The organism is Arenimonas alkanexedens, from assembly GCF_054781355.1.
In genome coordinates, this window is the sequence record NZ_BAAGUO010000003.1 from 96,170 (window position 1) to 121,448 (window position 25,279).

The 25,279-nt window shown below is 67.5% G+C and carries 24 protein-coding genes; 9 read left to right on the forward strand and 15 right to left on the reverse strand.

What is annotated here, in order from left to right; genetic code table 11:
- Positions 1-61 precede the first annotated feature (61 nt).
- From ACYVGY_RS08460 to ACYVGY_RS08495, 8 genes are all read right to left on the reverse strand, one after another.
- A complete protein-coding gene (locus tag ACYVGY_RS08460) occupies positions 62-1,864 on the reverse strand; it encodes a DUF885 domain-containing protein (RefSeq protein WP_460457048.1) in 1,803 nt (600 codons plus the stop codon).
- Between the two features lie 225 nt (positions 1,865-2,089).
- Entirely contained in the window at positions 2,090-2,893 is an 804-nt protein-coding gene (locus ACYVGY_RS08465) for a hypothetical protein (protein ID WP_460457049.1), read from the reverse strand.
- A gap of 215 nt (positions 2,894-3,108) precedes the next feature.
- A complete protein-coding gene (locus ACYVGY_RS08470; RefSeq protein ID WP_460457050.1) occupies positions 3,109-3,522 on the reverse strand; it encodes a hypothetical protein in 414 nt (137 codons plus the stop codon).
- 54 nt (positions 3,523-3,576) lie between these two features.
- On the reverse strand, positions 3,577-5,424 hold the full coding sequence (locus tag ACYVGY_RS08475) for an ABC transporter ATP-binding protein (RefSeq protein WP_460457051.1): 1,848 nt from the start codon (positions 5,422-5,424) through the stop codon (positions 3,577-3,579).
- 93 nt (positions 5,425-5,517) lie between these two features.
- On the reverse strand, positions 5,518-6,735 hold the full coding sequence (locus tag ACYVGY_RS08480; protein WP_460457052.1) for an FAD-binding domain-containing protein: 1,218 nt from the start codon (positions 6,733-6,735) through the stop codon (positions 5,518-5,520).
- Positions 6,736-6,876: 141 nt separating this feature from the next.
- Entirely contained in the window at positions 6,877-7,893 is a 1,017-nt protein-coding gene (locus tag ACYVGY_RS08485; RefSeq protein WP_460457053.1) for a 3-oxoacyl-ACP synthase III, read from the reverse strand.
- Between the two features lie 99 nt (positions 7,894-7,992).
- Complete coding sequence (locus tag ACYVGY_RS08490) at positions 7,993-8,385, reverse strand: DUF4156 domain-containing protein (protein WP_460457054.1); 393 nt, start codon at positions 8,383-8,385, stop codon at positions 7,993-7,995.
- A gap of 72 nt (positions 8,386-8,457) precedes the next feature.
- Complete coding sequence (locus tag ACYVGY_RS08495) at positions 8,458-11,328, reverse strand: M16 family metallopeptidase (RefSeq protein ID WP_460457055.1); 2,871 nt, start codon at positions 11,326-11,328, stop codon at positions 8,458-8,460.
- A 101-nt stretch (positions 11,329-11,429) separates the two neighbouring features.
- Here ACYVGY_RS08495 and ACYVGY_RS08500 point away from each other — a divergent pair, with 101 nt between their 5' ends.
- From ACYVGY_RS08500 to ACYVGY_RS08515, 4 genes are all read left to right on the forward strand, one after another.
- The gene (locus ACYVGY_RS08500) at positions 11,430-12,143 is read left to right on the forward strand and encodes an SDR family oxidoreductase (protein WP_460457056.1); all 714 of its coding nucleotides are present in this window, start codon (positions 11,430-11,432) and stop codon (positions 12,141-12,143) included.
- Positions 12,143-12,913, forward strand: coding sequence for a hypothetical protein (locus ACYVGY_RS08505; RefSeq protein WP_460457057.1), 771 nt, complete (start codon positions 12,143-12,145; stop codon positions 12,911-12,913). Before ACYVGY_RS08500 ends, ACYVGY_RS08505 begins: the two co-directional genes overlap by 1 nt.
- Positions 12,914-12,961: 48 nt before the next feature.
- On the forward strand, positions 12,962-13,435 hold the full coding sequence (locus ACYVGY_RS08510; protein ID WP_460457058.1) for a tRNA (cytidine(34)-2'-O)-methyltransferase: 474 nt from the start codon (positions 12,962-12,964) through the stop codon (positions 13,433-13,435).
- Between the two features lie 120 nt (positions 13,436-13,555).
- Positions 13,556-14,116, forward strand: coding sequence for an outer membrane beta-barrel protein (locus ACYVGY_RS08515; RefSeq protein WP_460457059.1), 561 nt, complete (start codon positions 13,556-13,558; stop codon positions 14,114-14,116).
- A 105-nt stretch (positions 14,117-14,221) separates the two neighbouring features.
- Here the strand turns inward: ACYVGY_RS08515 and ACYVGY_RS08520 are convergent, their stop codons facing one another.
- The 6 genes from ACYVGY_RS08520 to ACYVGY_RS08545 form a co-directional block, all read right to left on the reverse strand.
- The gene (locus tag ACYVGY_RS08520; protein WP_460457060.1) at positions 14,222-14,500 is read right to left on the reverse strand and encodes a hypothetical protein; all 279 of its coding nucleotides are present in this window, start codon (positions 14,498-14,500) and stop codon (positions 14,222-14,224) included.
- Between the two features lie 9 nt (positions 14,501-14,509).
- Entirely contained in the window at positions 14,510-15,535 is a 1,026-nt protein-coding gene (locus tag ACYVGY_RS08525) for an NAD(P)H-dependent glycerol-3-phosphate dehydrogenase (RefSeq protein ID WP_460457061.1), read from the reverse strand.
- Positions 15,536-15,551: 16 nt separating this feature from the next.
- On the reverse strand, positions 15,552-16,052 hold the full coding sequence (gene secB, locus ACYVGY_RS08530) for a protein-export chaperone SecB (protein ID WP_460457062.1): 501 nt from the start codon (positions 16,050-16,052) through the stop codon (positions 15,552-15,554).
- Positions 16,053-16,113: 61 nt separating this feature from the next.
- The gene (locus tag ACYVGY_RS08535) at positions 16,114-16,545 is read right to left on the reverse strand and encodes a rhodanese-like domain-containing protein (protein WP_460457063.1); all 432 of its coding nucleotides are present in this window, start codon (positions 16,543-16,545) and stop codon (positions 16,114-16,116) included.
- 68 nt (positions 16,546-16,613) lie between these two features.
- Positions 16,614-17,036 (reverse strand): hypothetical protein, encoded by a 423-nt coding sequence (locus tag ACYVGY_RS08540; protein ID WP_460457064.1) that lies wholly within the window; start codon positions 17,034-17,036, stop codon positions 16,614-16,616.
- Positions 17,037-17,068: 32 nt separating this feature from the next.
- Positions 17,069-17,518: a YiiD C-terminal domain-containing protein gene (locus ACYVGY_RS08545; RefSeq protein WP_460457065.1), complete on the reverse strand. Its 450-nt coding sequence runs from the start codon at positions 17,516-17,518 to the stop codon at positions 17,069-17,071.
- A gap of 37 nt (positions 17,519-17,555) precedes the next feature.
- On the opposite strand from ACYVGY_RS08545, the gene ACYVGY_RS08550 reads away from it, so the two are divergent.
- From ACYVGY_RS08550 to ACYVGY_RS08560, 3 genes are read left to right on the forward strand one after another with little or no spacing between them, the layout of a single operon-like run.
- Positions 17,556-18,335, forward strand: coding sequence for a uroporphyrinogen-III synthase (locus tag ACYVGY_RS08550; protein WP_460457066.1), 780 nt, complete (start codon positions 17,556-17,558; stop codon positions 18,333-18,335).
- A 41-nt stretch (positions 18,336-18,376) separates the two neighbouring features.
- Positions 18,377-19,375: a uroporphyrinogen-III C-methyltransferase gene (locus ACYVGY_RS08555; protein ID WP_460457067.1), complete on the forward strand. Its 999-nt coding sequence runs from the start codon at positions 18,377-18,379 to the stop codon at positions 19,373-19,375.
- Positions 19,372-20,616, forward strand: coding sequence for a heme biosynthesis HemY N-terminal domain-containing protein (locus ACYVGY_RS08560; protein WP_460457068.1), 1,245 nt, complete (start codon positions 19,372-19,374; stop codon positions 20,614-20,616). The genes ACYVGY_RS08555 and ACYVGY_RS08560 overlap by 4 nt, the downstream gene beginning before the upstream one ends.
- Before the next feature lie 124 nt (positions 20,617-20,740).
- Here ACYVGY_RS08560 and ACYVGY_RS08565 read toward each other — a convergent pair whose 3' ends face one another.
- A complete protein-coding gene (locus ACYVGY_RS08565; RefSeq protein ID WP_460457069.1) occupies positions 20,741-22,018 on the reverse strand; it encodes an acetyl-CoA C-acetyltransferase in 1,278 nt (425 codons plus the stop codon).
- A 68-nt stretch (positions 22,019-22,086) separates the two neighbouring features.
- Here ACYVGY_RS08565 and ACYVGY_RS08570 point away from each other — a divergent pair, with 68 nt between their 5' ends.
- Both ACYVGY_RS08570 and ACYVGY_RS08575 read left to right on the forward strand, forming a co-directional pair.
- The gene (locus tag ACYVGY_RS08570; protein WP_460457070.1) at positions 22,087-22,962 is read left to right on the forward strand and encodes a hypothetical protein; all 876 of its coding nucleotides are present in this window, start codon (positions 22,087-22,089) and stop codon (positions 22,960-22,962) included.
- Between the two features lie 82 nt (positions 22,963-23,044).
- The gene (locus tag ACYVGY_RS08575; protein WP_460457071.1) at positions 23,045-25,279 is read left to right on the forward strand and encodes a patatin-like phospholipase family protein; all 2,235 of its coding nucleotides are present in this window, start codon (positions 23,045-23,047) and stop codon (positions 25,277-25,279) included.

The following is a 25,279-nucleotide window of genomic DNA, read 5'->3' on the forward strand; positions in this document are numbered from 1 at the left end:
AACCGCAACATTTGCGGCGCGGCTCACCCTCTCCCAGCGACGCGGAGAGAGGGATCGCTTCCTACTTCCTGCGCGCCTGCTCGTCGATCCAGGCATCCATCCGCGCATCGAGCACCGACAGCGGCACCGCGCCGTCGACAAGCAGCGCATCGTGGAAAGCGCGCAAGTCGAAGCGGTCGCCCAGCTTGGCCTCGGCCCGCGCCCGCAATTCACTGAACTTCAGTTGCCCGATCTTGTACGCCAGCGCCTGGCCTGGATTGGCGATATAGCGGTCGATCTCGTTGGTGATGTCGAGCTCGGACTTGGGCGCGTTGGCCTTGAAGTAATCGATCGCCTGCTGCCGGCTCCAGCCCTTGGCGTGCATGCCGGTGTCGACGACCAGGCGCACGGCGCGCCACATCTCGTACGACAGCTGGCCCATGCGGTCGTACGGGTCGTCGTACAGGCCCATGTCGTAGCCGAGCTGTTCGGCATACAGGCCCCAACCCTCGACGTACGCTGTGAACGGCGACATGCGCCGGAACATCGGCTGCTCACCGTTCTCCTGCGCCAGCGCGATCTGGAAGTGGTGGCCAGGCACCGCCTCGTGCAGCGTCAGCGGCACCATTTCCCAGGTCAGCCGCGTCTCCGGCTTGTGCAGGTTGACGTAGTAGTAGCCAGCGCGTTTTCCGTCCGGCGTCGGGGGCTGGTAGTACGCGGTGGTGGTGTCGGGCGCGATCGCGTCGGGAATCGGGATCACGCCGTAGGGCACGCGCGGAAACACCGAAAACACCTTGGTCACTTCCGGATCTACGCGCTTGGACAGCGCGCGGTAGGCGGCCAACAGCGACTCGGCATCCTTGGGATGGAAGCTGGCGTCATTGCGCAGGTGCATGAAGAACGCCTGCAGGTCGCCGTTGAATCCGACTTCCTCGCGGATCTCGTCCATCCGGGCGCGGATGCGCGCCACTTCCTTCAGGCCAAGGGCGTGTATGTCGTCGGCCGACATGTCGGTGGTGGTGTAGCTGGCCGCGAGGTGGTCGTAATAGCGCTTGCCCTCGGGCAGGTCGCCGGCGGCGACCGACTGGCGCGCCGCAGGTAGATAGTTGTCGTTGAAGAACGCCTGGAAATCGCGAAGGGCCGGCAGCACGCCGTCCTTGATCGCCGCCTGTGCCTCGGCGCGCAACAGCGCCTGCGTCGCCGCCGGGATCGAATCCGGCATCTTCTCGAACGGACGGTAGAAGCTCGCCTTCACCGGGTCGTCGACGAGCTGCGCGGCAATCTGCGGCGGCAGCCGCGTCATGATCGCCTCGGGCGCCGTCCAGCCGCTGTCGATGCCGGCCTGCATCAGCGCCGTGTTCTGCGCGAGGAAGCCCGGGTAGCCGCGCAGGCGCGCGATCCAGTCGCGGAAGTCCTTCTCCGAATTGAATTGCATTACCTGCAGCATCGACTCGGCGACGCTGTGCGGGCCGCCGTCCTGCGCCACCGGGATGCGCTCGGTCGGAAAGGCCGCACCGGCGATGCTGTCGTCGAGCACGGCCGCGTAGATGTCGTAGTTGAGCTGGTCGGCCGGCGACAGCTGCGCGCGGTCGATCTGAGCCAGCGCGGCACGCGAGTCGACGTTGGCCTGGTGGCGTTGGGCGATCGCCGTCGGGGACGCATCGGGCCAGCGGTCGTTGTAGCGCGCGTCGCCCAGGTAGGTGGCCAGAAACGGGTTGCCTTTCAACTGCCGCTCCCAGTCTGCGTCGAACAGCGCGTGCAGTGCGGTGGCAGCGGCGTTGGCCTGCGCCTGCGCCGTGGCGGGCCGGGTATCGGCGAGGGCGAAGGTCGGCGGGGCGCCAATGGCCAGGGCCAGCGCGAGGATCAGGGGACGGGGACGCAGCATGATGGATCTCCCTTGGAGGAGCTTTGGAAGCTCAGACGGAGCATCGGAAACTTAAACAGCCTGTTCAAGCAGTCTGCGCGGCAGTCCAGGACGGTGCAACCGTCACAAACCGGGTCGGTGCGGATTCCGCCTGGGTGGAACTAGCGTGCCGGTCTACCCTGACGGCCCACTGGTGCTGACCGGCTTCAATCGGCCAGGAGCGGACACTGCGCGATGGCTCAGGGTTCAGAGCCCAGAAGGCGTGCCAATGGAGTCGAGCAGCTTCTCGACGACATCAGAACCGTAGCGGACTTCGGTTGGGGTTGTCTTCAGTGGCGCGGGGGCGTCCGATCTTCGGAGAGTCTCGTCCAGGCCGCTCGTGCTGCCATAAATCGGCGCGGTCACCGTGAGCGGGCCCAGCCCGGGAAGTTCTTCATGGACGGCCTGGTAGACGAGCACTGCGTTGAGCAGTGCCAACTCCCGGCCAGGATGAAAACCGTCTTCGGCGAACCACGACAGTTCAGGATTCGAATGGCGTAGCCGCTGCAGCTTCGCTGAGACTTCGATGTAACTGATGCCAGCCCTGCGTGCGGCCTCTGACTCTCCTTCAATCAACTTTCGGGAGGCTGATGGATCTGGCTGATACGTACCCATCAGGAAAACCTCTACTCCGTTTCGCTTACCGATCTGCGTCAATGCCAGGACGGCTTCGCTAGCATCTGCGCAGGCCTCTTGCCCGAATGAGCACATCAGGTCACCGCCGCGCTCCTGAATCACAAGGTGCGTATATGCGCCTTCTTCTAGCGCACGTTCAACCGACCCGTCGCCAACCCTTTGAGAAAGAGTCGCACCACCCCGGACGATCATGTCGCTCCGCGAAGGGCGTCCGTTTGCTTCTGCCAGCGCGCTGTACACCGCCGGGACGTTCCCGACGTAGATAAGACTGTTCCCCACGAACAACACCTCCGCGGATGACCATTGCTGCTCTCTGGCGCTGCAAGAGACAAGCGCGAGCAATGAGCAAAGGGCAAGAGAGCGAAGGGTGTTCATGGTCGTTGGGATTCCGAATCTAGTTGGGCCGTTTTCGCTAGGTGGCATTGGAAAGTCCACCGGAACAATTTCGCGGCCGAAAACGAGGTGGCTTTTCAGCCGGATCTCGCGCGATGCAAGCTCTCTATTGGGCTTTGATACGTAGTGTTCAAGGTCCGCTTCGGGTCGGAAGCGGCCAGCTCGGCTCTCTACCAGAATAGTTAGCCAGGTCGAGTTCAGCCACGCTGTCCGAACAGCCGCATGCACAGCGCCACGCCGATTCCCCAGGCGCCGTTGAGCAGCAGCGCGCCGACGATCAGGTTGCTGTTGAGCTCGATGCCTTTGATCGGAAACACCACGAACCAGGCGACCAGGCTGGGCAATAGCGCACCCAGCACGAACGCGAGCAGCCAGTGCGCCATGCCGGTGCGTTTACGGATGAGCGCCCATAGCGCGATGCCCCACAGTCCGCCCCAGAACGCGAGGGAGATCACTTTGGGCACGCCCAGCGGTGGGGCCGGGTCCATGTTCCAGGCGGCCATCGGAACCTTCGCGGCGAGGTGCAGCAACTGCAGCAGGCCCTGGTGAAAGAGCAGGGTGGCGATGAAGCCGGCGATAAAGGCGAAGAGCAGGGTTTTGGGCTTGAACACGGGGACTCCGATCGGCCATGGCAACGAGGACAGAATACGCTGACGCGGGGTCAATCAACGGTATCCCTGCGCCTGCAGCTTGAACAGGTGTGCGTAGTGGCCGTCCTGCGCCATCAACTCATCGTGGCTGCCGCGCTCGATGATGCGGCCGTCCTGGATGACGATGATCTGGTCGGCCATGCGCACGGTGGAGAAGCGGTGCGAGATCAGGATGGCGATGCGGTTGGTGGTGAGCTTGCGGAAATGCTCGAAGATCGTGGCTTCCGCCTCCGCGTCCATCGCCGCGGTTGGCTCGTCGAGCACCAGGATGTCGGCGGACGAGCGCATGAAGGCGCGGGCCAGCGCGATCTTTTGCCATTGGCCGCCGGAGAGTTCGCGGCCGTCGCGGAACCACTTGCCCAGCTGGGTATCGAAGCCGTCCGGCAGGGCTTCGATGAAGGGCGTGGCCATGCCCATGTCGGCGGCGTCCTGCCAGCGTTGGCGATCCTCGAAGTGCTCGACGTCGCCGACGCCGACGTTTTCGCCCACGCGCATCTGGTAACGGGCGAAGTCCTGGAAGATCACCCCGACCCGCTGGCGCAAAGTGGTGTCGTCCCATTCGCGCAGGTCGCGACCGTCAAGCAGGATGCGGCCCTGCGCCGGATCGTACAAACGCGTGAGCAGCTTGATCAGGGTGGTCTTGCCGGAACCATTCTGGCCGACCAGGGCCAGTGATTCCCCGGGGCGGATGTGCAGGTTGATGTCCTGCAGCGCCGGCGATTCGCCGCCGGGATAGGTGAAGGAGACATTCTCGAAGCGGATGCCATCGTCGGGATCCGGGCCGCTGGTCGCCGAGCCCATGGAGGCAGGCACGGGCGTGTCGAGGTATTCGTAGAGGGTGGACAGGTAGAGGTTGTCTTCGTACATGCCGCCGATCGCGGACAGGATTGCCGCCACCGCCGACTGGCCCTGGCGGAACAGCATGAAGTACATGGTCATCTGGCCCAGCGTGATGCGGCCCACCACCGTGGTCAGCGCAATCCAGCCGTAGGCGGCATACAGGGTAACGGTGCCGATCAGGCCAAGCACGAAGCCCCAGCCATCGCGACGAATCGCCAGCTTCCGGTCTTCGCGATAGAGCGTGTGGAAAATGCCGCGGTAGCGATCGAGCAGCAGCGGGCCCAGGCCGTAGAGCTTGACCTCCTTGGCGTGGTCTTCGCGCGCCAGCACCGTCTCGAGGTACATCTGCATGCGTGTTTCCGGGGAGCGCCAGCGGAACAGGCGGAAGGCATCGCCGGAGAACTTGGTTTCGGCCAGGAACGCAGGCAGCCCTGCGAGCAGCAGCACGGCCACGGCCCAGGGCGAGAACTGCGCCAGCAGCACGCCGTAGCTGACCAGCGAAATGCCGTTCTGGGCCAGGCCGAAGGTGCGCGTCACCAGGGACAATGGTCGACTCGAGGCCTCGCGCCGGGCCCGGGTGAGCTTGTCGTAGAACTCCGAGTCCTCGAAGTGCGCCAGCTGCAGGGTCAGCGCCTTCTCCAGGATCATCACGTTCACGCGCTGGCCCAGCTGCGCCCGCAGCAGCGACTGGCACAGCGAGATGCCGCGCTGCGCGCCCGCCATGCCCATCACCAGCACGGCTTCCAACGCGATCAGCCAGAACACCGGCACCATCGCCACCACTTCGCCCGCCGCGGCCGCGCGGCTGGCCGCAACGACCGCATCGACGATCAGCGCGCCGACGTAGGCGATGCCCGCCGGCAGCAGGCCGCCGACCAGGGTCAGCAGGCCCAGCCAGAGCGTCAGCCCTCGACTGGTGCTCCACACCAGTTCCAGCGCCCGCCCGCTGAAGCGGAATACGCCCAAGAAGCTGCGGGTGAAGTCGCCGGTCTCAGGCGTGGATGTGGTGCCGTGATGCGCCAAGCTCGATCCCTGCGATCTGGCATCCGGCGGGATGCGGAGCCGCCATGATTGGGCTACGCCCGCATTGATGCAACCAGGCCTCGGCGGAGTCCCTCAGACCAAGCCTAGGTCAGCCAGGGTTTGGGGAATCTTCTGCCTTACCTTGAAAAACCCCGCCGTTGCCGACGGCCAGATCTCGGAATCCCACTCGCGTCGCCACTCGGTCAAGGTGATGCCATTCCCGGCCAGAGAAGGCGCTCCCTCGCGCAGCCAATCGTGAATCGGGCCGCGCGTAACGTAGGGCGTGACGATCTGGACGGCGCCCGCTGATTCCGCCCACATCGCCAGCGCCTTGGGATCGTCTGCACGCAAAGCGACGGCGCTCACGCCTGCCCGCGCCGCGGTGTCGGCCAGAGCACCGGATTCGAATCGCTCCACGGCTTCAGCGACCGGCAAGGGCGAACGCAAGTGACTCGTGGCGAGTGTAGCCGTGGTGCAAATATTGAGACCCGACAGCGCGAAGTCTTCGAGCCGGCAATCCTCGTCGGTGATGAGCAGCGCGGTGGGGACACCCGCTATCGGTGCGACGATGTCGCGCAGCGCCAGTACGGGTGGCAGGCCATCAGGCTCAGTCGCCTCCAAACCCTGGGACACGTCCGCCAAGTCGCCGGGCCGCGGTGCGAAGCGGCCGTGGGTGCAGGTCTTGATGTTGTCGGCTCGCGCCGCGTAAGGCTTGCCGCGCGTATGAAGCCCCGCCACCCAGCGCCAACCGAGCGTGTTCGACGCCGCATCACCATCCAGAAGGTGCCGGTAAAAGAAGTCCGCGCCCAAACGCCAGGGCAGGCCGAACGTAAAAATCCAGATCGAGGCGAACCACATCCGCGCATGGTTGTGCAGATACCCCGTTTCAACCAGTTCGGAGGCCCACGCATCGAAACACGCCAAGCCCGTCTGCCCGTCAATCGCGCGCTCTACGCTGCGGCGCAGCTTGCGATCGCTCTCCATGGCGGCCAGGTCGGCTTGCAGGCCGAGGGTGTAGCTGCTCCAGACCTGCGGTCGCCGCTCCAGCCATCCTTTGAAATAGGTGCGCCAGAACACTTCCTCTACGAACTTTTCCGCCATCTCGGGACCATGCGCAGCCATGGCGGCTGCGACCACTTCCGGTTCGGTCACCAGACGGCGGCGGATGTAGGGCGACAGCCGCGATACCGCCTTGTGGGCCCCGGGCCCGTGGTCGGCATTGCGGCCGTTGGCGTAACGCTTGCCCATGGCGGGCACGAAGGACGCCATCGCTTCGAGGCCGGCGGCGCGGCTGGCAGAAAAGTCATTCATGGCTAAGGACAAGTACTCGCGGGATGCAGATCAGGTCGTGGCCAAGATCAACGGAGAAGCCCGCCGGGAGGCGGGCTTTTTTGCGAGGGCGTTCCCCTCTCCCCGGCCCTCTCCCACAAGGGGAGAGGGAGACCAGCGGGGTTACCAGACTACTTCGGCCATCGAGCAGTTCAGGCCGGAGCCGATACCCAGCAGGGCCACGCGGTCGCCCTTCTTCAGGCGGCCCATTTCGCGCAGCTTGCTCAGCACGATCGGCACCGAGGCCGGGCCGATGTTGCCGTGCTCGTTGAAGATGGTGAGCACCTTCTTGGGGTCGATGCCGAAGGCCTTGATGAAGGCCTGGGTGTGAACCTGGCTGACCTGGTGGATCACGAACTCGTCGAGCTCATCCACCACCCAACCCAGGGCCTGGCGGGCGGCGCCGAAGGTGGCGGTGGCCAGCTTCAGACCTTCGATCAGCAGCATGCGGGTGTCGGTGACCATGCGGTCGAGGTTGCCGCGGCACAGGGTGTTCCACTGCGTGGCGGCCTTGGTGACGCCGCCGCGATACTTGGGCGCGTCGGGGGTGAGCTCGGCGCGCGAGAGCACCATGGCGGCCGCGCCGCAGCCCAGGGTCAGCGTCGCCAGTTCGTTGCGGAACTGCTCTTCGGTGACGTCCGGGGCGCTCAGGCGCTCCAGGGTCTTCTTGTAGGCGAGGTTGGCGGTTTCGCCGTCAACGATCAGGGCGTACTCGATCTCGCCGCGCTCGATCATGCGGCTGGCGATGTCCATGCCGTTGAGGAACGCGAGGCAGGCGTTGGCGACGTCGAAGTTCTGACAGTCCTCGCCCAGGCCCAGGTTGCCCGAGACGATGGAGGCGGTGGACGGCTCGAGGAAGTCGCGGCTGACCGAGGTGTTCACCAGCAGGCCGATCTTGTCGCGCGGCACGCCGGCGTCGGCGAGGGCTTTCTCGGCGGCGAGGGTGGCGGCGTCGGAGGCCTGGGTTTCGTCATCCCAGAGGCGACGCGCAAAGATGCCGGCGATGTCCTGCAGCACATCGGTCTTGATGCCCAGCCGGTCCATCGTTGGCTTGAGCTGGGCATTGAGATCGGCGGAGCTCAGACGATGCGGGGCATCGATATGGGCGAGACCGGCAATGGAAACGTGCTGGAACAGCATGGGCAGGATTCGCCTAGAGGGAAACCCGTCAAAGTTACCCGTTTAGGCCCGCCGCCTCAACTTTCACCGCTGTCGGTGTGAAGAACCGATACCGGTGACTCAGTCGGCAATCGGGTAGGTCTCGGCCTGGCCTTCGGCCGCCGGCGCGTTGTTCCGGACCGGGGTGCTCAGGTTGGCCGTGCCGCAGCGGTAGGCCAGGAAGCGCTGCTCGCCGTCGGTGGGCTGGTTCTTGGGCTGCACCGTATCCGCGCCCAGGCTGGGCGCCTCGTTGCGGGCCAGGGTCTCGAGCTCGTCGCGAACCCGCAGGTCGTTGCGCTCGTAGGGGCCCAGGCGATCCTTCACCGACACCGAGACTTCGCCGCGCTTGGTGCAGGCGGACATGTCCTGGTCGACGCGGACGACGCGAACCTCCTTGGCGCCGGGGGCCATCTTCACCCAGGTGCAGGCGGAGACGATGGGGAGCAGCAGCAGGACGCAAAGAAGCTTTCGCACGGGCAGATCTCCAAAAGAACACGGGCGGGATTGTCGCCCCGCCCGTGCTGAACCGGCAATGAGTTGGACCAATTACTTCTTGGCAGCCACCGGCTTGCCGTCGGCGTCCACCACCTGCACCTCGCCGAGGTTGAGCGCACGCACGCCAGCCTCGATCTTGGACAGGTCGCCCACCACGACCCAGGTCAGGGCCTCGGGCTCGATGGCGGTGGCAGCGGACTGCACCACGGCCGGGGTCAGGGCCTCGATCTTGGCGCGGCGCTGGACCACATAGTCGTCCGGACGCTGGTAGCGCACGATGCCGCCGATGGCGCCGAGAACGGCGTTGGCGGTTTCGTACGAACCCGGCAGGCTGCGGATCTCGGCGGCCTGGATCTTGGCCACCTCGGCCGCCGTCGCCGGCACCCTGGCGCTGGCGTAGTCGCTGATCTCACGCTTCATTTCGGCGATCGACTCCTGGGTCTTGTCGATCTGCACCGCCGCGAAAGCGAGCCACGGACGCTGGCCCTGGGCTGCCTGCACGAAGCTGTAGGAGCCGTAGGCCCAGCCCTTGTCTTCGCGCAGGTTCATGTTCAGACGCGAACTGAACTCACCACCCAACACGGCGTTGGCGATCTCGAGCTCGGTCGACTTTTCGTCGCGGGTGGACGGCACCAGCTGGCCAACATAGACGTTGGCCTGGATGGCGCCGGGCTGATCCACCAGGAACACGCGCGACTGCGCCGGCAGGGCGACGGTCGGGATGGCGGCGGGCTGGGTGGCCTCGCCTTCGGCGTTCCAGCTGCCCAGATGCTTCTCGAGCAGCGGGGTGATCTCGGCCAGGGTGGTGTCGCCGACGATGACCAGGGTGGCGCCTTCCGGACGCACCCAGCGCTGGTGGAAGGCCACCAGGTCATCGCGGGTCAGCGAGGCGATGGACGCCTCGGTGCCGCTGCCGCTGAACGGGATGGCGTAAGGATGCTGGTCGCCGTACATCAGCGGCGGCAGCAGGCGCAGGGCGGCCGCGTTCGGGCGGGCCTTTTCCTGCTTGATGCCCGCAATCCAGCTCTGGCGGACGCGCTCGATTTCTTTCTCTTCGAAGCGCGGCTCGCGCAGCATGGTGGCGAACAGGGCGACGGAGTCGTCCAGATTCTCCTTCAGCGAAGACAGGTAGGCGCTGCCGCCGTCGAGGTTGGCGCTGGCGCCCAGGTTGGCACCCAGCTCCTCGGCGCGATCACCGAAGTCGAGCGCACCGAACTGGCCGGCACCTTCGTCGAGCATGCCCATGGTGAAGCTGGACGTGCCCAGCTTGCCGCCCTGGTCGGCCGCGTAGCCGCCGTTGAGCAGCATGTTCATCTGCACCACCGGCAGGCCCGGACGTTCGGCCAGGATCACCTTCATGCCGTTGCTGAGCTCGGCGCGCTGCAGGGCCGGGAACACCAGGGCCGGGAACTCTTCGGTCCTGGGCACGCCCTTGCTGCGATCAACGCCGGTTTCGACGGTCGTGTACTTCGGGTCGGCCGCGGGTACGGCGGCGGCGGCCGGCGGGGTCACGCTGGGCGCCTCGACGGTAGCGACGCGCTCGCCCGGGGTGATGATCATGGTGTGGTCGCCCTTCGACAGCCAGCGGCGGCCGGTGGCCAGCAGGTCGCCGGCGGTGGCGGTTTCCAGCGTGGCCAGGCTGTTGCGGAAGCAACCCGGATCGCCGGCGAACACGGCGCATTCGGCCAGGGCATCGGCCTTGCCGCCGAAACCACCGATGCGCTCGATGCCGCGCACGAAGCCGGCCTTGAACACGGTGCGGGCCTGCTCGAGTTCAGCCGCGGTCGGGCCCTCGGCGAGGATCTTCGCCAGTTCCTCGTCCAGGGCCTGCTCGACGGTGGCCACGTCCACGCCCTGCTTCACGTCGACCTGGATGAAGAACAGGCCACCCAGCAGGTTCGGCCAAGCCGCGGCAGACACGTTGTCGGCCAGCTTGTCGTCAAAGATCAGGCGCTTGTCCAGGCGCGAGCTGCGCGAGCCGCCCAGGACCTGGGCCAGCAGCTGCAGGTGCTCGACGTCGGCCTTGCCGTACTCGGCGGTGTTCCAGGCGCGGTAGATGCGCGCCTGCGGCACGTTGTCGGTGAAGGCGTCGCGGGTGGACACGGTGCGCGGCGCGGGATCGACCGCGGGCTGGGCCATGGTCGGGCCGGCCGGAATGTCGCCGAAGAACTTCATCGCCTTTTCGCGGGCGGTGGCGACGTCGATGTCGCCGGCGAGCACGAGCACGGCGTTGTTCGGGCCGTACCAGGTCTTGAAGAAGCGCTTGACGTCATCGAGCGAGGCCGCGCTCAGGTCGGCCATCGAACCGATGGTGGTCCAGCTGTAGGGATGGCCTTCCGGGTAGCTGGCCTTGAGCAGGCGCTCGAAGACCTGGCCGTAAGGCTGGTTCTCGCCTTGGCGCTTCTCGTTCTGGACGACGCCGCGCTGCTCGTCGAGCAGCTCCTGCGTCACCGCGCCGAGGAAGTGGCCCATGCGGTCGGACTCCATCCACAGCGCCGTATCGAGCGCCGTGGTGGGCACGTTCTGGAAGTAGTTGGTGCGGTCGGAGTTGGTGGTGCCGTTCTGGTCGGTGGCGCCGACCAGCTCGAACGGCTCGAAGAACTCACCCTGGTAGTTCTCGCTGCCCTGGAACATCAGATGCTCGAACAGATGCGCGAAGCCAGTGCGACCCGGCAGTTCGTTCTTGGCGCCAACGTGGTACCAGATGTTGACCGCGACGATCGGCGCCTTGCGGTCGGTGTGCACGATCACGCGCAGGCCGTTGGGCAGGGTGAACTGCTCGAAGGCGATGTCGGCGACCGGGGCAGGCTGGGCCTGTTCCTTGGCGACGGCTTCCTGGACGTACAGCGGCGAGAGGCTGGCAACGGCGAGGCCGAGGGCCAGGGCAAGCGCGCTGGCGCGCGGGCGGCGGATCGAGGTCATGGGCTACCTTGTGTTCGGACAACCGGCAAATACCGGGGGACCCGAATCCTAGCCTGCCTTGACGGCCCTTACACTAGGCCGAAGGCCATAGTGGAATTTCAATGAACACAAGTCCTTCACATCGCGTTGTCGTCACCGGCGCCAACCGCGGCCTCGGTCTGGAGTTCACGCGCCAGCTGCTGGCGCGCGGCGCGCGCGTGGTTGCTACCTGCCGACGCCCGGCCTCGGCCGAGGCGCTGGCGGTGCTGGCCAAGCAGTACCCGGTAGAGCTGCAGGTGCTGGCGCTGACGGTGGATGATCAAGACAGCCGCCAAGCTTTCGGGCAAGCGCTGTCCGGCATGCATGATGGGCTCGAGCTGCTGGTGAACAACGCCGGCCTGCTCGAGCGCGGCGAGCAATTCGGCGCACTGCGGGCCGACGTGCTCGAGCGCACTTTCGCCACCAATGTCACCGGGCCGCTGCTGCTGGCCCAGTCGCTGGCGCCGCTGCTGTCCCGCGGCCACCGGCCGCGCGTGCTCAACATCGGCTCGAAGCTGGGTTCGATCGCCAGCACCAGCACATTCAATACCCCCAGCTACAACATCAGCAAGGCCGCGCTGAACATGGCCGGCGTGCTGATGGCGCACGCCATGAACCCGATGGGCATCGGCGTGGTGACCGCCAGCCCGGGCTGGGTACGGACGGCCATGGGTGGTGACGGCGCCGAGCTGACGGCTGACGAGTCAGTGCGCTCTTTGCTTAAGACAATTGAAGAATATCCGGGCCTGCCGGCCGGCGTTTTCCTGGACCGCAACGGCGAGACCCTCCCATGGTGATGCGTACGCTCCTAATTGCCTGCCTGTTGGCGCCGCTGCCGGCGCTGGCATCGATCACGTTCGAAGAAGGCGTCGCCCGCGAGCCCGGCAGCGAGCGCCTGCTGTATCGCGAACAGCATCTGATCCGACGCCAGGACGGCGAGCCGACCGAGCGGCTGGTGATCTATCGCTGCGGCAACGGCACCGCGTTCGCACGCAAGCGGGTTGACTACCGGGGCTCCTCGGTGGCGCCGGAGTTTGCGTTCGAAGACGCGCGGCTGGGCTACGGCGAGGGCCTGCGCCGCCTCACCGGCATCGAATCGGTGTGGGTGCGCGAAGGCGCGGGCGCGGCCGAGCGCAGCGCACCCCTCAAGGACGACGCCGGCCTGGTCGCCGACGCCGGCTTCGATGAGTTCATTCGCGACAACTGGACGCCGCTGGTGTCGGGCCAGTCGGTGCCGCTGCGGTTCGCCGTGCCGTCGCGGCTGCAGTCGCTGGGCTTCAAGGTGAACCGGCAGGGCAGCGCGCAGTTTGGCGGCGAAGCGGCCGAGACCTTCCGGCTGCGGCTGGGCGGACTGCTGGGCTGGATTGCGCCACATATTGACGTGGCCTACGGGCGCGACAGCCGCCGGCTGCTGTTCTTCGAAGGGCTGAGCAACCTGCGCGCCGACGACGGCGACTCGCAGTTGGTGGCCCGCATCGAGTTCGCCGCCCCGGCCCAGGCCGCGAGCGAAGCCCAGTGGCAGGCCTTCGCCGGACAAAGGCTCTCCGCCTGCCGGGTCCAGGGCTGACCGGCGCCGCGCGCGGACACCGGCGCGGAGCGGCGCGATAATGCCAGGATGATCAACGTCATCCTGTTCGAACCCGAGATACCTCCCAACACCGGCAACGTCATTCGCCTTTGCGCGAACACCGGCGCGGCGCTGCATCTGGTCGAGCCGCTGGGTTTCGACTTCGACGACGCCAGGCTGCGGCGTGCGGGCCTGGACTATCACGAGTTCGCCAGCGTTCAACGACACGCCTCGCTCGAGGCCTGCCTGGTCAGTTTGGGCCAGCCCAGGGTGTTTGCGTTCAGCGCGCGTTCGTCCGCGCGCTTCGACCAAGTTCGCTATGCGCCAGGCGATGCCCTGTTGTTTGGTCCGGAGACGCGCGGGCTACCGGCCCACGTCATTGACGCGATTCCGCCTGCACAGCGGCTGCGGTTGCCCATGCGAGCCGGCCAGCGCAGCCTGAATTTGTCCAATGCCGTGGCGGTGGCGGTGTTCGAAGCCTGGCGCCAACATGAATACATGGGTGGCCTTGGGCATGACTGACGGCATGGCAAGGGCGAAATCGGCGCGCCGTTAATCTTCCGTTACTTTGGGATTCGCATACTGCGCCACAGCTCGACGCATTCTTTCGCCGGGCGCCCCCACATAAAAAGGATCCACCCCATGAAGCGTTCCCTCCTTGCCCTGGCCCTGATTGCCGTCCTTCCGCTGTCGGCCCAGGCTGACGACAAGCTCAGCTACACCTACATCGAAGGCGGCTACAACTTCATCGACGCCGACGGCGGTGGCGAAGCCGACGGCTTCGGCGTGCGCGGTTCCTTCGAGTTCGGTGAGTCGAACTTCTACGGCTTCGGCAGCTACAGCCAGGTCGAAGTCGACAACGTGAACGTCGACATCGACAACACCGAGCTGGGCCTGGGCTATGCCCACAGCATGTCCGACAACCTGGACCTGATCTCCGAAATCGCCTGGAACGACATTGACGTCGACGGCTTCGGCAGCGCCAACGGCTACCGCGCCTCGATCGGCCTGCGTGGTTCGTTCAGCGAAAACTTCGAGGGCCTGGTCAAGGCCAACTACAACGACGGCGACAACGCCAGCGGCGACTTCTCGGGCACCATCGGCGCCCAGTACAAGTTCTCGCAGACCTGGGGCATGGTGGGTGAAGCCACCTTCGCCGACGGCGGCCAGCAGTACCTGGTCGGCCTGCGCGCCAGCTTCTGATTCCAGCCACACCGCAACACCCGAAAGGCCGCCTCCGGGCGGCCTTTCTCTTTCCACGCCTACCTGAAACCCTGTAGGAGGGCCTTCAGGCCCGAAACCCCCAACTCACCCCAGCCCCCACACCACCACAAACACAAACGCCACAAAAACCCCCACCAACAAGCCGCTGCAAATCACCGCAGCGCCGGCCGCCGTACGCGCCGTCATTTCGGGTGAGGACTCCCGGGAAGCCACATAGGCCGCGCGGAGAAGTCGGATGGCGTGCCGCCACAGCGGGGACGCGGGCAGGCCGCGCGCGATTGCGAACTCAGCAAGCAGGTGCAACAGCGTGGCGGTCAGCACTGCCACGGCGAGCAACAACATGCCTGTGAGCACGGCCAGCACCGTCGAGCCCTACTCGAAAAGACCGGCGGGATACTCGGGCTTCTGATCGCGCGAGAGCAGCATCTTCAGGCCCTCGATTGGAGTGATCTCGTCGTGCAGCACGCGATGCACCAGCTCGGAGATCGGCAGTTCGATACCGTGACGCCGGGCCAGGCGGATGACTTCGTCGGCGGTCTGCACCGATTCGACCACCTGGCCGATTGCAGCCACGGCTTCCTGGATGGACTGACCGCGGCCCAGGGCCAAGCCAAGCCGGCGGTTGCGGGAAAGATCGCCAGTGCTGGTGAGCACCAGGTCGCCCAGGCCGGCCAGGCCCATCAGGGTTTCAGCACGGCCGCCGAGCGCGACGTTCAGGCGCAGCATTTCGTTGAGCCCGCGCGTGATCAGGCCGGCGCGCGCGTTCAGCCCCAGCTGCATGCCGTCGGCGATGCCGGTGGCCACGGCAAGCACGTTCTTCATGGCACCGCCCAGTTCGGCGCCGAGCATGTCGGTGCCGGTGTAGGCGCGGAAGGTCGGGCCGTGCAGCGCCTCGGCAACGCGGCGGGTGAAGTCCTCGTCGTCCGAATGCACCGTGACGGCCGTCGGCAGTCCCTGCGCCACTTCCTTGGCGAAGGAAGGGCCGGTAACCACGGCCAGCGGCACGTCGGGGCCGAGCACGTCGCCGGCGACTTCGTGCAGGAAGCGGCCCGAGCCGGGCTCGAAGCCCTTGGTGGCCCAGGCAACGCCCGCGTGTGCGCGCCGATGCGGCGCCAGCGCCTGCAGGGTTTCAGTAAAGGCATGGCTGGGCGTGACGACCAGCACCAGATCGGCGCCGGCCACGGCCTCGGCCAGGTCGCCGGTGGCGCGCAGGTTCTCGGGCAGCGGGACGCCGGGCAGGTAGCGGGTGTTCTCGTGCTGGCCGTTGATCGACGCCACCTGGGCGGCGTCGCGGCCCCAGATCACGGTCGGGTGGCCGTTGCGCGCGATCAGCGACGCCAGCGCCGTGCCCCAGGACCCGGTCCCGAGCACGGCGATGGCTGGCTTGGCGGTGCTCATGGGCGCCGCGCCTGGATCAGGCGTTGCCGCCCTCGGGCAGCTGCGCGGCCTGGGCCTGCGCCTGCTCGGCGCGACGACGCAGGCCTTCGGCGTACAGTCCTTCGAAGTTGATCGGCTGCAGGTAGAACGGCGGGAAGCCGCCCTGCGTCACCAGCTCGCTGATGGCCTGGCGCACGTACGGGAACAGCACGTTCGGGCAGTAGGTGCCCAGCATCATGTCCAGGGTGCGCTCGTCGAAGCCGCTCAGGCCGAACAGGCCGGCCTGCTCGATCTCGGCCAGGTAGACGGTCTTGTCTTCGATCTTGCAGGTCAGGGTGATGCCCAGCGCGACTTCGTAGACGCCATCGCCGATGCGACCCACTTTCTGGTTCAAGTTCAGCTCGAGGTTCGGCTGGCCCTGTTCGTTGAACACCTGCGGCGCATTCGGCACCTCGAAGGACACGTCCTTGACGTAGATCTTCTGGATGGTGAACTGCGCCTGGTCGGCGCCCGCGGCGCCATTGTTCTGCTCGGCCATTACGGAAACTCCGGTGTGATTCGGTGGGAAAGATCGGCGATTATCGCACGCCGCGTGTAGCTCAGGCCTTGCCCTTGGCCAGCGGCAAGCCTGCCGTGGTCCAGGCGGCGATGCCGCCATCGAGCACGTTGACCTGCTTGAAGCCGGCCTTGACCAGCTTCTGGGCGGTGCCCGTGGCGGTCACGCCGGCGTTGCAAACCAGCACCACCGGTGACTCCTTGGCCTTGGCCAGCAGCTTGCCGGCCGGGTCCACCTGGCTGGGCAGCACGTGGCGCGAGCCGATGATGTGGCCCTTTTCGAACTCCGGCTGGGCGCGCAGGTCCACCACGAGGGCGTTGTCGCGATTGATCAGGTCGGTCAGCTGGGCCGGGGTAACACCCTTGAAGCCGCGGAACAGCCGCATGACCTCGGTGATCACCAACGCCAGGGTAAGGCCGACGAAGGCGATCGACAGCAGGGGGTTTTGTTGGGCGAGCTCGAGCAGACGATCCATGGCGGGCGGGCAGTTCCTACGGCAGGGGCGGCATTATGGGCGCCGCCGGGGCCGCGGGCAAAGCCGGCTTAGCGGATGGCGTCCAGATCGGGCAATCCGGTCATCAGCCACCAGCGCTTGGCTTCAGCATCCCAGCGCCAGGTCTGGCGGTCGGTGATGACCTTCTCGACCTGGGTATGGCGGTTGACGATGCGGATCTCAACCACCTGCTCGTAAAGATCGGTAGACGGCTCAGCGCCGGATTTGACCTCGTAGCCTGAGACCTGGAACTGCTTGTAGCGCTCTTTCTCGAGGTCGGTCAGGGGCTTGGCTTCGAGCACCGCCGGGTCGATGAAGCCCTGGGCGACGTCGAAATCGCTCCAGCGGACGGCGCTGACGTAGTGATACAGCGCCTGGTCGCGCGGGCTGCGCTGCACGGTCTGGCCGGCGCAGGCAGTGAGGACAACCAGCCCGAAGGCCAGCGCGATACGGAAGAGGCGTTGGGCGTTCATGCGGCCATTATGCACAAAGGCCCCGGCCCCGCTCAGGGCGCCCGCAGGGCCGCGAAGCGGCCGGTGAATTCCGCCACCGTCGCGCCTTCGGGATCCAGCACGCGCGCCACCAGCTGGGCCCGGGCCCGGCCGCGCTCCCGGTAGCTGCGCAGGAAGCTGTCCCAATCGGTACCTTCCTCTAGCCAGGCCTCGGCAGCGAGGTCGGCCACCAGCGGCTTGAGGTATTTGAGCTGGCTGTCGGCGACATAGACCTCGGCCCGGATGTCGGCTTCGCCCAGGCGCAGGGTCAGCAGGCCCCAGGCCGCCAAGGTCGCGATCGAAGCCATGCTGCCGCCGAACACCGTGCCCTTGTCGTTGACGTTGGCGGCCAGCGGCGTGCGCAGGCGCAGCACCCGGCCGTCCCAGCGGGCGCTTTGGATGCCCATGGCCGCAACGGGCGGCATGGCGAGGTAGCAAGCGTCGAGTTGTTCCAGGGTTTTCATACGGTGACGGGTCCAAGAGGCTGTGCGAAGCTGGGGCATGGTCAGACCAAAACCAGCGCCGGTACTGGATGGATGGTATGTCATCTCGCTGCGACCCTCGGGCAGCCACGCATCGGTGAGGCGCGAGGCGGCAGCCCTGGGTGCGAAGGTGCTGCCGATTTCCACGCTGCGGTTGCTGTCGCTGGATGCCGGCGTCGCGCTCGATGCGGCGCTCGCCTGCCCGGTGCTTCTTTTCACCAGTCCGGCCGCCGTCCGTTTCGCCCGCGCGCAGCGTCCGCTGGCATCACGTCCCGGGCAAACCTGGGCGGCGGTGGGTGGCGGCACGGCCACGGCGCTGCGCCAGGCCGGCATCGCCGAGGTGCTCATACCCGCCGATCGCCCCGATTCCGAAGGCCTGCTGGCCTTGCCCGAACTGCAGTCGCTGCGCGGCCAGTCGGTGGGCCTGGTCACTGCGCCGGGCGGCCGCGGCCTGATCGCCGAGACCTTGGCCCAGCGCGGTGCGCGGGTGCACCTGGCCGAGGTCTACCGGCGCGAGCCGCTGATTCCGAGGCCGTCGCGAACCGGCCTGATCGAGACACTGCCGGAATCCTCGGCGCTACTGGTGAGCAGCGGCGAAGCTTTCGATGCGCTGTGGTCGCGACTCGATGAGTCGGCGCGAGCGGCACTGCGTCGGCGTCCGGTGGTGGCCAGCAGCCCGCGGCTGGCGGCGCGGCTGGCCGCAGACATGTTCGCGGCCATCGTCATCGCCGACGGCGCCGCACCGAGCGCCCTGCTCTCGGCGCTGGCAGCCGATGTCGCCGGCGGACGCTTCCGGTAGGATTGCGTCAGTTTCCGCGTTATCCCCCGGCAGTGGACACCGTGCTCGAACCTAGCCCCGATACCCCTTCGTCCCGTCGCCCCTTCGGTGTCCTGGGCTGGCTGCTGCTGTTGCTGGTCGCGGCCGCGCTCGGCGCGGGCGGCTGGTATGCCTGGCGGTCCCTGCGCACCGTACCGGTGGAGGGTCCGGACCTGAGCCCACAGGCGCTGGACGCCCGCTTGCTCGATGCCGAACAGGCCGTGGTGACCCTGCGCCGCACCCAGCAGGGTCTGGACCAGCGGCTGACCGACACCACCGCGCGCACCGGCCTGCTGCGCGACGAAGTGCTGGGCGTGGGCCAACGCGCGGCGATCCTGGAAGACAGCCTGCGCGAACTGTCCACCCAGGCCCAGGAAGGCCGCGAGGCCCTTCGCCTGGACGAAGCCGAATTGCTGTTGAGCCTCGCCCAGGCCCGGCTGGACGTGGCCGGTGATCTGCCCGGTGCGATTCGTGCCACGGCGATGGCGCGCGACACGCTTGAGCCGCTGACCGATCCCGAATACATCAGCCTGCGCCAGACCCTGGGCCAGGAGCTGGCGGCCCTGCGCGCGCTGCCGGCCGACCCGCGCAGCATCGCCGCCGGTGAGCTCGACGCCCTGCAAACCAGCCTGCCGCGCCTGGCCAGCCGCGCCCCGGGCGCGCCGCCGGCCTCGGGCACCGGTTCGGGTTGGCAGCGCCTGCTGGACGCGATCGTGCAGGTGCGGCCCAGCAGCGCCCAGGACCTGATTTCCCCGGCCGACCGCGCCACCGGCGAGGCCGCGCTCGGGCTCGAGCTGGCCTTGGCGCGCATCGCCCTCGACCGCCGCGACGAAGAAGGTTTCCGCGCCGCGCTGGTGCGCATCGACCAGTGGCTGCAGCGCCTTTACGCCGAGGACGCCGCCCTGCGCGAACGTCGCGAACGCCTGGACCGTTTGGGCGAACTGGCGCTGGCGCCCGAACTGCCGATGTCCGGCAGCGGCCTGCAGCAGCTGCGCGACCTGCGTCGGGGCACGCGGCGGTGAATCTCTACCGAAGCCTGCTCTGGTGGCTGGCGCTGGCCGCCCTGGGCGCGCTGGGCTGGACTTGGTTTTCCCAGGACATGGGTGATGTGGTGGTCCGCTTCCGCGGGCTGACCTATACCACCACGCTGGCCTACTTCGTCATTGGCTGGGCGCTGCTTTGGTTCGCGCTCTGGGCGCTGGTGTGGCTGTTGAAGCTGCCGCTGCAGGCCTGGCGCCGGCATGCGCGCCAGCTGTCCCGCAGCCGGCTGGCAACGGGGCTCGAAGCCCTGCACCAGGGCCGCTGGCAGCGCGCCGAGTCACTGCTGCTCAAGGCCGCCGAAGAACCCCTGCTGCGCACGCCGGCCTTGATCGCCGCGCGTCGCGCCGCCGATGGTCGCGACGACGTGGAAGCCGCCGCACGCCATCACGCCGCGCTGCTGGCCGAGGACCCGCAGGCCGCGGCGCTGGAGCAGGCGGTGCGCCTGTCCGCCCAGCAGCGCCACGAAGACGTTCTGGCCGCGCTGGCGCCGTTCGCCAACCTGCCGCCGGCGGGGCTCTTGCTGCAGGCGCATGCCTTGGCCGGCGCCGGCCGCGCGCAGGAAGGCCAGGCCCAGCTCAACACCCTGCGGCGCGAACAGGCGCTGTCGCCTGAGGGTCTGACGGCGCTGGAAATCGAGCTCACCGCCGCCGCGCTGGCGCAATCGCCGCAGGCCGACGGCCTGCTGCAGCGCTGGAATGCGCTGCCGCAGCGGCTGCAGCACACGCCGGCGGTGGTTGCTTCCTTCGCCATCCGCGCGGCCCAGCTGGGTCTGGAGGACACCGGCGCGGAGGCGCTGGCCGATACTCTGGATACGCAGTGGAGCGAAGCCTTGGTGGCGATCTACGGACGCCTGCCGGCCGGGCGCGACCCCAAGCGCCTCTCGCGCGCCGAAGCCTGGCTGTCCGCGCACGCCGCCAGCCCCGCCCTGTTGGTCAGCCTGGGCCAGCTGTGCCTGGTGCAGCAGCTGTGGGGCAAGGCCGAAGATTTCCTGCACCGCGCCCTGGCGCAGGGCGCCGGCGCCGAAGCCTGGGAGCTACTGGGCCACGCCTGGACGGCGCAGAACGACAGCCCGCGCGCGATGATCGCCTATGCCAACGCCCTGCGCGTGGCCCGCGACGAAGGCCCGTTGACGCTGAGCGGCCGCAGCCTGCGCGAACAGATCGCCGACGAAGCCGTCGCCGAACTGCGCAACGAACACGGCATCCCCCTGCTGCCGCCCTGAAACCCTGCCGCCCTGAAACCCTGTAGGAGGGCCTTCAGGCCCGAAGCTTTTTCGCGAAGGGCTTCGGGCCTGAAGGCCCTCCTACAGGGGGCTCAGCGTTCGATGATGGCGGCGACCAGGGGGCTCAGCGTTCGATGATGGCGGCGACGCCCATGCCGCCGGCGGTGCAGATCGACACCAGGACGCGGCCGCTGCCTTTTTCCTTGAGCAGCTTGGCAGCCGTGGCGACGATGCGGGCACCGGTGGCGGCGAAGGGGTGACCCACCGCCAGCGAGCTGCCGACCACATTGAGCTTGGCGCGGTCGATGCTGCCCAGCGCGCCGTCCCAGCCGAGCTTTTCGCGGCAGAAGGTCTCGTCCTCCCAGGCCTTGAGCGTGCACAGCACCTGGGCCGCGAAGGCCTCGTGGATCTCGTAGAAATCGAAGTCCTGCAGGCTCAGGCCATTGCGCTTGAGCAACTGGGCCACGGCCCAGCACGGCGCCATCAGCAGGCCTTCGCCATGCACGAAGTCGACCGCGGCCACCTGGGCGTCGCGCAGGTAGGCCTGCACTTCCAGGCCACGCTCGCGCGCCCAGTCTTCCGACGCCAACAGCGCGGCGGACGCGCCGTCGGTCAGCGGTGTTGAGTTGCCGGCGGTCAGCGTGCCGTTGCCGGAGCTGCGGTCGAAGGCGGGCTTGAGCGTGGCGAGCTTTTCGATCGTGGTGTCGGGGCGCAGGATGTTGTCGCGCTCAACGCCCCGGAAGGGCGTAACCAGGTCGGCGAAGAAGCCGCGGTCATAGGCCATCGCCGCCTTGGTATGGGATTCGAAGGCCAACTGGTCCTGGGCTTCGCGCGGTATCTTCCACTCCTTGGCCATCATTTCGCAGTGCTCGCCCATCGACTTGCCGGTACGCGGCTCGCCGACGCCCGGGAACTCGGGCTTGAACTCCTTGAACCGGAAGCCCGAGAACGCCTTGAGCCGGGCACCGAAGCTGCGCGCCATGTTGGCGTCGAGCAGGCGCCGGCGCAGGCGCTTGTTGACCGCGATCGGTACGTCCGAGGTGGTGTCGGAACCGCCACCGATGCCGGCGTCGATCTGGCCAACGGCGATCTTGTTGGCCACGTGGATCAGGGTGTCGAGCGAGGTGCCGCAGGCGCGCTGCATGGTGATGCCCGGCGTCGCCGGCGACAGGCCGGAACTCAGCGCCGCCTCACGACCAAGGTTCCAGTCGCTGCTGTGCTTGAGCACGGCGCCCATGGCGACCTCGCCCAGCACTTCGCCGTGCAGCTTGAACTTCTCGACCACGGCGCCGAGCGCTTTGATCGACATGCCAAGGTTGCCGACGTCGTGGTAGGCCGTGTTATTGCGGCAAAAGGGGATGCGGACGCCGCCGAGGATGGCGACACGACGGGGGGACGACATCGGTTCACTCCTTGCTGTAACGGTGCAACGGTATGATCACGATCATAACCCGACGCCACCGTATGCCCATGTCAAAACCTGAACTCAGCTGCCTTGGCGCTCTCGCCGTTGAACTATCGCCCGGCACGACGGCCGCCCGTACCGCGCTTTCGCCCGACGAGGCCGGGGCGCTGGCCGCTCTTGTGGCCCGCGACCTGGACAAACTGGTGCCCGGTGTCGCCGCCCTCGACCTGGGCCTGGTCGCCGCCCTGTTCGACCCGGTCGAGCTGCTGCGGCCGGGCTATCCACTGCATGCCGAGCTTGAACGCCTGGTGGCCCGCGCTCCCGGGGCCGCAGGGGGCCGGGTGATTGGTTTCGGCACCGGCGCCGAGGGTCTGCCCATCCCGCTGCGCCCGGCGCCTGAACACGCCCAGGGCCCACTGCGCCTGCTGCCGCTGCTGGTTCGCGGCGACCCGGGGGCCGTTGCCGACGTGGGTGAGCGCATGGAGCAGGTGCTGCTGGACACCGGCATGGCCAGCGCCGACACCGCCCTGCTGGCCCAGGATGGCTTCCAGGCCACGATCGAACACGTCCGCCTGCTCACGCTCAACGACCTGGCCGCGATGATGGCGATGCAGTACGACCACGCCGGCGTGGGCCCGCTGTGGCTGCTGCTGGAGGCGGCGCTGCTGGCGCCGGACCGGGAGCAATGGCTGGACGCGCCGCCCGAACCGCTGGCCCGCTACGCCAGCGGCGAGGTGCGGATTGCCATGCTCGATGCCGACGCCTGGGCCGAGGGCGGATTCGCACCGACCGGCGCTGACGCCGACCGCCTGGTCCGGGCCTTCGAACGCTTCCAGGCCCGCCAACGTCAGTTCGCCGCCGTGCTTGAGGCCCACGGCATCCCGGTCACATTCGACCACTGCCCGGCCGGCCAGGACCCTCGCGCGGTGCTGTCGGCCTGAAGCTTCGCTGAGGCTGCCGCACGCTCGCGGTGGTCCAGGCCCGGGCGATGCGGAACAATGCCCGGTCCCCCGGAGCCCCACCATGCCTTTGTCCCGAATCCTGAGTCTTGTTTTGCTGATGGCCCTGGCGCCGCTGGCGCGGGCCGAAGACGCGCCTGCCGCCACCATGGCCTGCGGCGTGCGCGCCGAGGGCGACACCCGGCCCCGGATCGGCTTGGTGCTGGGCGGCGGCGGCGCCCGTGGCTTCGCCCACGTGAGCGTGATCAAAGAGCTGGAGCGCCAGCGCATTCCCGTCGACTGCATCGCGGGCACCAGCATGGGCGCGATTGTCGGCGGGCTCTATGCCTCGGGCATGTCGGCCGTGGAGCTTGAGAAGCGGATGCTGGCGATGGATTGGGGCCGGATGTTCGTTGATCGCCTGGACCGGCCGCAGCGCTCGTTCCGCCGAAAGCGCGACGACGACCTCGCCCTGGTCTCGGGCAAGCCCGGCATCGGCAACGAAGGACTGAAGATCGCCCCCGGCGTGCTGTCGGGCGAACGCGCCCTGCTGCTGCTTGAAGAGCTGACCCAGCCGGTCGCCACGCGCGAAGACTTCGACACCCTGCCGATTCCGTTCCGCGCCGTCGCCACCGACCTCAACACGGGCCAGGCCGTGGTGCTCGACTCGGGCAACCTGGCGCTGGCGATGCGCGCGAGCATGTCCATCCCCGGAATTTTCAAACCCGTGGTTGTCAACGAACGCGTGCTGGTGGACGGGGGCCTGGCGAACCAGGTACCCGTGGACGTGGTGCGCGCGATGGGCGCCGACATCGTGATCGCGGTGGACGTGAGCACGCCCCTGATCAAGCTCGACGAGGGCGCCAGCCTGTTCGCCATCGTCGACCAGATCAGCGGCTTCATGACCGTGGGCAGTGCCAGCCTGCAGACCGCGACGCTGGGGCCGCGCGACCTGCTGGTGCGGCCGTCGCTGGGCGCGGAGGTCTCGACCTCGGACTTCGACAAGATCGAGCTGGCGATAGCGCTGGGCGAACGCAGCATCAACGAGCTGCGGCCACGGCTGGCGGTGTTGGCGCTGGATCCGGCCGTTTACGAGCGCGCGATGGCTGCCCGCGACGTACCCTCGCGCGAGGCGCCGGTGATTGATTTCGTACGGCTGGACAATCGCAGCCGCTACGCCGACGCGTTCTTGCTGGCGCGTCTGGACATCGCTCCCGGGGCGCCGCTCGACAGCGAGCGCCTGCAGCGCAACCTGCAGCGCATCTATGGCCTGGACACCCTGGACCTGGTCACCTACGACGTGGTCGAGGAGGCCGGTCGCACCGGTGTGGTGGTGCGCGTGGTTCCGCACAGCTATGGCCCCAACTACCTGGAAACCGGCCTGAGTCTGTATTCCGATTTCAGCGGGGATTTCTTCGTGAACCTGCGTGCTGGCGTGCTTCGCGCTCCGGTGAACGAGAGCGGTGGCGAAGTGCGCGGCCTGCTGCAGCTTGGCGACGAGCCGGGGCTGCTGATGGACTGGTACCAGCCGCTGGCCGCTGAAAGTAACTATTTCTCCCTCGTGCAGCTGAGCGCCGAGAACCCGAAGTTCTCGATCTTCAACGACGACGGCGAACGGCTGGCGACCTTCCGCGCACCCAACTGGGGCGGCGAGATCGGGATCGGCCGTGAGTTCGGCAATCATGGCGCCGCGACCCTGGGCCTGCGCCGTCGTTTCGGCGCCGTCGAGCCCGAGGTTTTCGACCCGCTGTTTGACGGACTCGACTACGACCTGGGCGAGGCCGAGTTCGCGCTCACCTACGACCGCATCGACAGCACCTATTTGCCGCGCGCGGGCACCTACGCCGTGCTGAGCCAGGTGGCTTCGCGCGCAAGCCTCGGCGCCGATGGCGATTTCAATCAGTCCAACTTCGACGTGATCCACGCCCGCGCGATCGGCAAGCATTCCGGTTTCGTCGGCCTGCGCTATCACGTTTCCAGCAGCGTCCTGATCCCGATCCAGAGCCAGTTCCGGCTGGGGGGCCTGACCCGCTTCGCCGGCTACCGCCCGAACGAACGCCTGGTGGACAACTACGCGCTGGCCTACGGCGGCTATACCTACGAACTTGGCCGCGTGCTGAGCCGACCGGCGGTGCTGGGCGGCACCCTCGAATACGGACGCAGCTGGGCCAGCGGCGCCGATCTGGACGGCGCCGAAGGCGAACTGCACGGCAGCATCTACTTCGGTTTCGATTCCTGGCTTGGCCCGCTGCAGCTGGGCTACGGCCTGCGCCAGGGCGGCAACGGCATTTTCCTGCTGGAACTGGGCCGGCCGCGCTGA

Excerpts from the sequence above, each read along its gene's own strand:
- ACYVGY_RS08570 (WP_460457070.1), top strand. The coding sequence starts at position 22,087 with ATGTCAAAACCTGAACTCAGCTGCCTTGGCGCTCTCGCCGTTGAACTA.
- ACYVGY_RS08505 (WP_460457057.1), top strand. The coding sequence starts at position 12,143 with ATGCGTACGCTCCTAATTGCCTGCCTGTTGGCGCCGCTGCCGGCGCTG.
- ACYVGY_RS08545 (WP_460457065.1), bottom strand. The coding sequence starts at position 17,518 with ATGAAAACCCTGGAACAACTCGACGCTTGCTACCTCGCCATGCCGCCC.
- ACYVGY_RS08525 (WP_460457061.1), bottom strand. The coding sequence starts at position 15,535 with ATGAGCACCGCCAAGCCAGCCATCGCCGTGCTCGGGACCGGGTCCTGG.
- ACYVGY_RS08500 (WP_460457056.1), top strand. The coding sequence starts at position 11,430 with ATGAACACAAGTCCTTCACATCGCGTTGTCGTCACCGGCGCCAACCGC.
- ACYVGY_RS08550 (WP_460457066.1), top strand. The coding sequence starts at position 17,556 with ATGGTCAGACCAAAACCAGCGCCGGTACTGGATGGATGGTATGTCATC.
- secB (WP_460457062.1), bottom strand. The coding sequence starts at position 16,052 with ATGGCCGAGCAGAACAATGGCGCCGCGGGCGCCGACCAGGCGCAGTTC.
- ACYVGY_RS08480 (WP_460457052.1), bottom strand. The coding sequence starts at position 6,735 with ATGAATGACTTTTCTGCCAGCCGCGCCGCCGGCCTCGAAGCGATGGCG.
- ACYVGY_RS08535 (WP_460457063.1), bottom strand. The coding sequence starts at position 16,545 with ATGGATCGTCTGCTCGAGCTCGCCCAACAAAACCCCCTGCTGTCGATC.
- ACYVGY_RS08465 (WP_460457049.1), bottom strand. The coding sequence starts at position 2,893 with ATGAACACCCTTCGCTCTCTTGCCCTTTGCTCATTGCTCGCGCTTGTC.
- ACYVGY_RS08485 (WP_460457053.1), bottom strand. The coding sequence starts at position 7,893 with ATGCTGTTCCAGCACGTTTCCATTGCCGGTCTCGCCCATATCGATGCC.
- ACYVGY_RS08510 (WP_460457058.1), top strand. The coding sequence starts at position 12,962 with ATGATCAACGTCATCCTGTTCGAACCCGAGATACCTCCCAACACCGGC.
- ACYVGY_RS08565 (WP_460457069.1), bottom strand. The coding sequence starts at position 22,018 with ATGTCGTCCCCCCGTCGTGTCGCCATCCTCGGCGGCGTCCGCATCCCC.
- ACYVGY_RS08575 (WP_460457071.1), top strand. The coding sequence starts at position 23,045 with ATGCCTTTGTCCCGAATCCTGAGTCTTGTTTTGCTGATGGCCCTGGCG.
- ACYVGY_RS08515 (WP_460457059.1), top strand. The coding sequence starts at position 13,556 with ATGAAGCGTTCCCTCCTTGCCCTGGCCCTGATTGCCGTCCTTCCGCTG.
- ACYVGY_RS08495 (WP_460457055.1), bottom strand. The coding sequence starts at position 11,328 with ATGACCTCGATCCGCCGCCCGCGCGCCAGCGCGCTTGCCCTGGCCCTC.
- ACYVGY_RS08540 (WP_460457064.1), bottom strand. The coding sequence starts at position 17,036 with ATGAACGCCCAACGCCTCTTCCGTATCGCGCTGGCCTTCGGGCTGGTT.
- ACYVGY_RS08460 (WP_460457048.1), bottom strand. The coding sequence starts at position 1,864 with ATGCTGCGTCCCCGTCCCCTGATCCTCGCGCTGGCCCTGGCCATTGGC.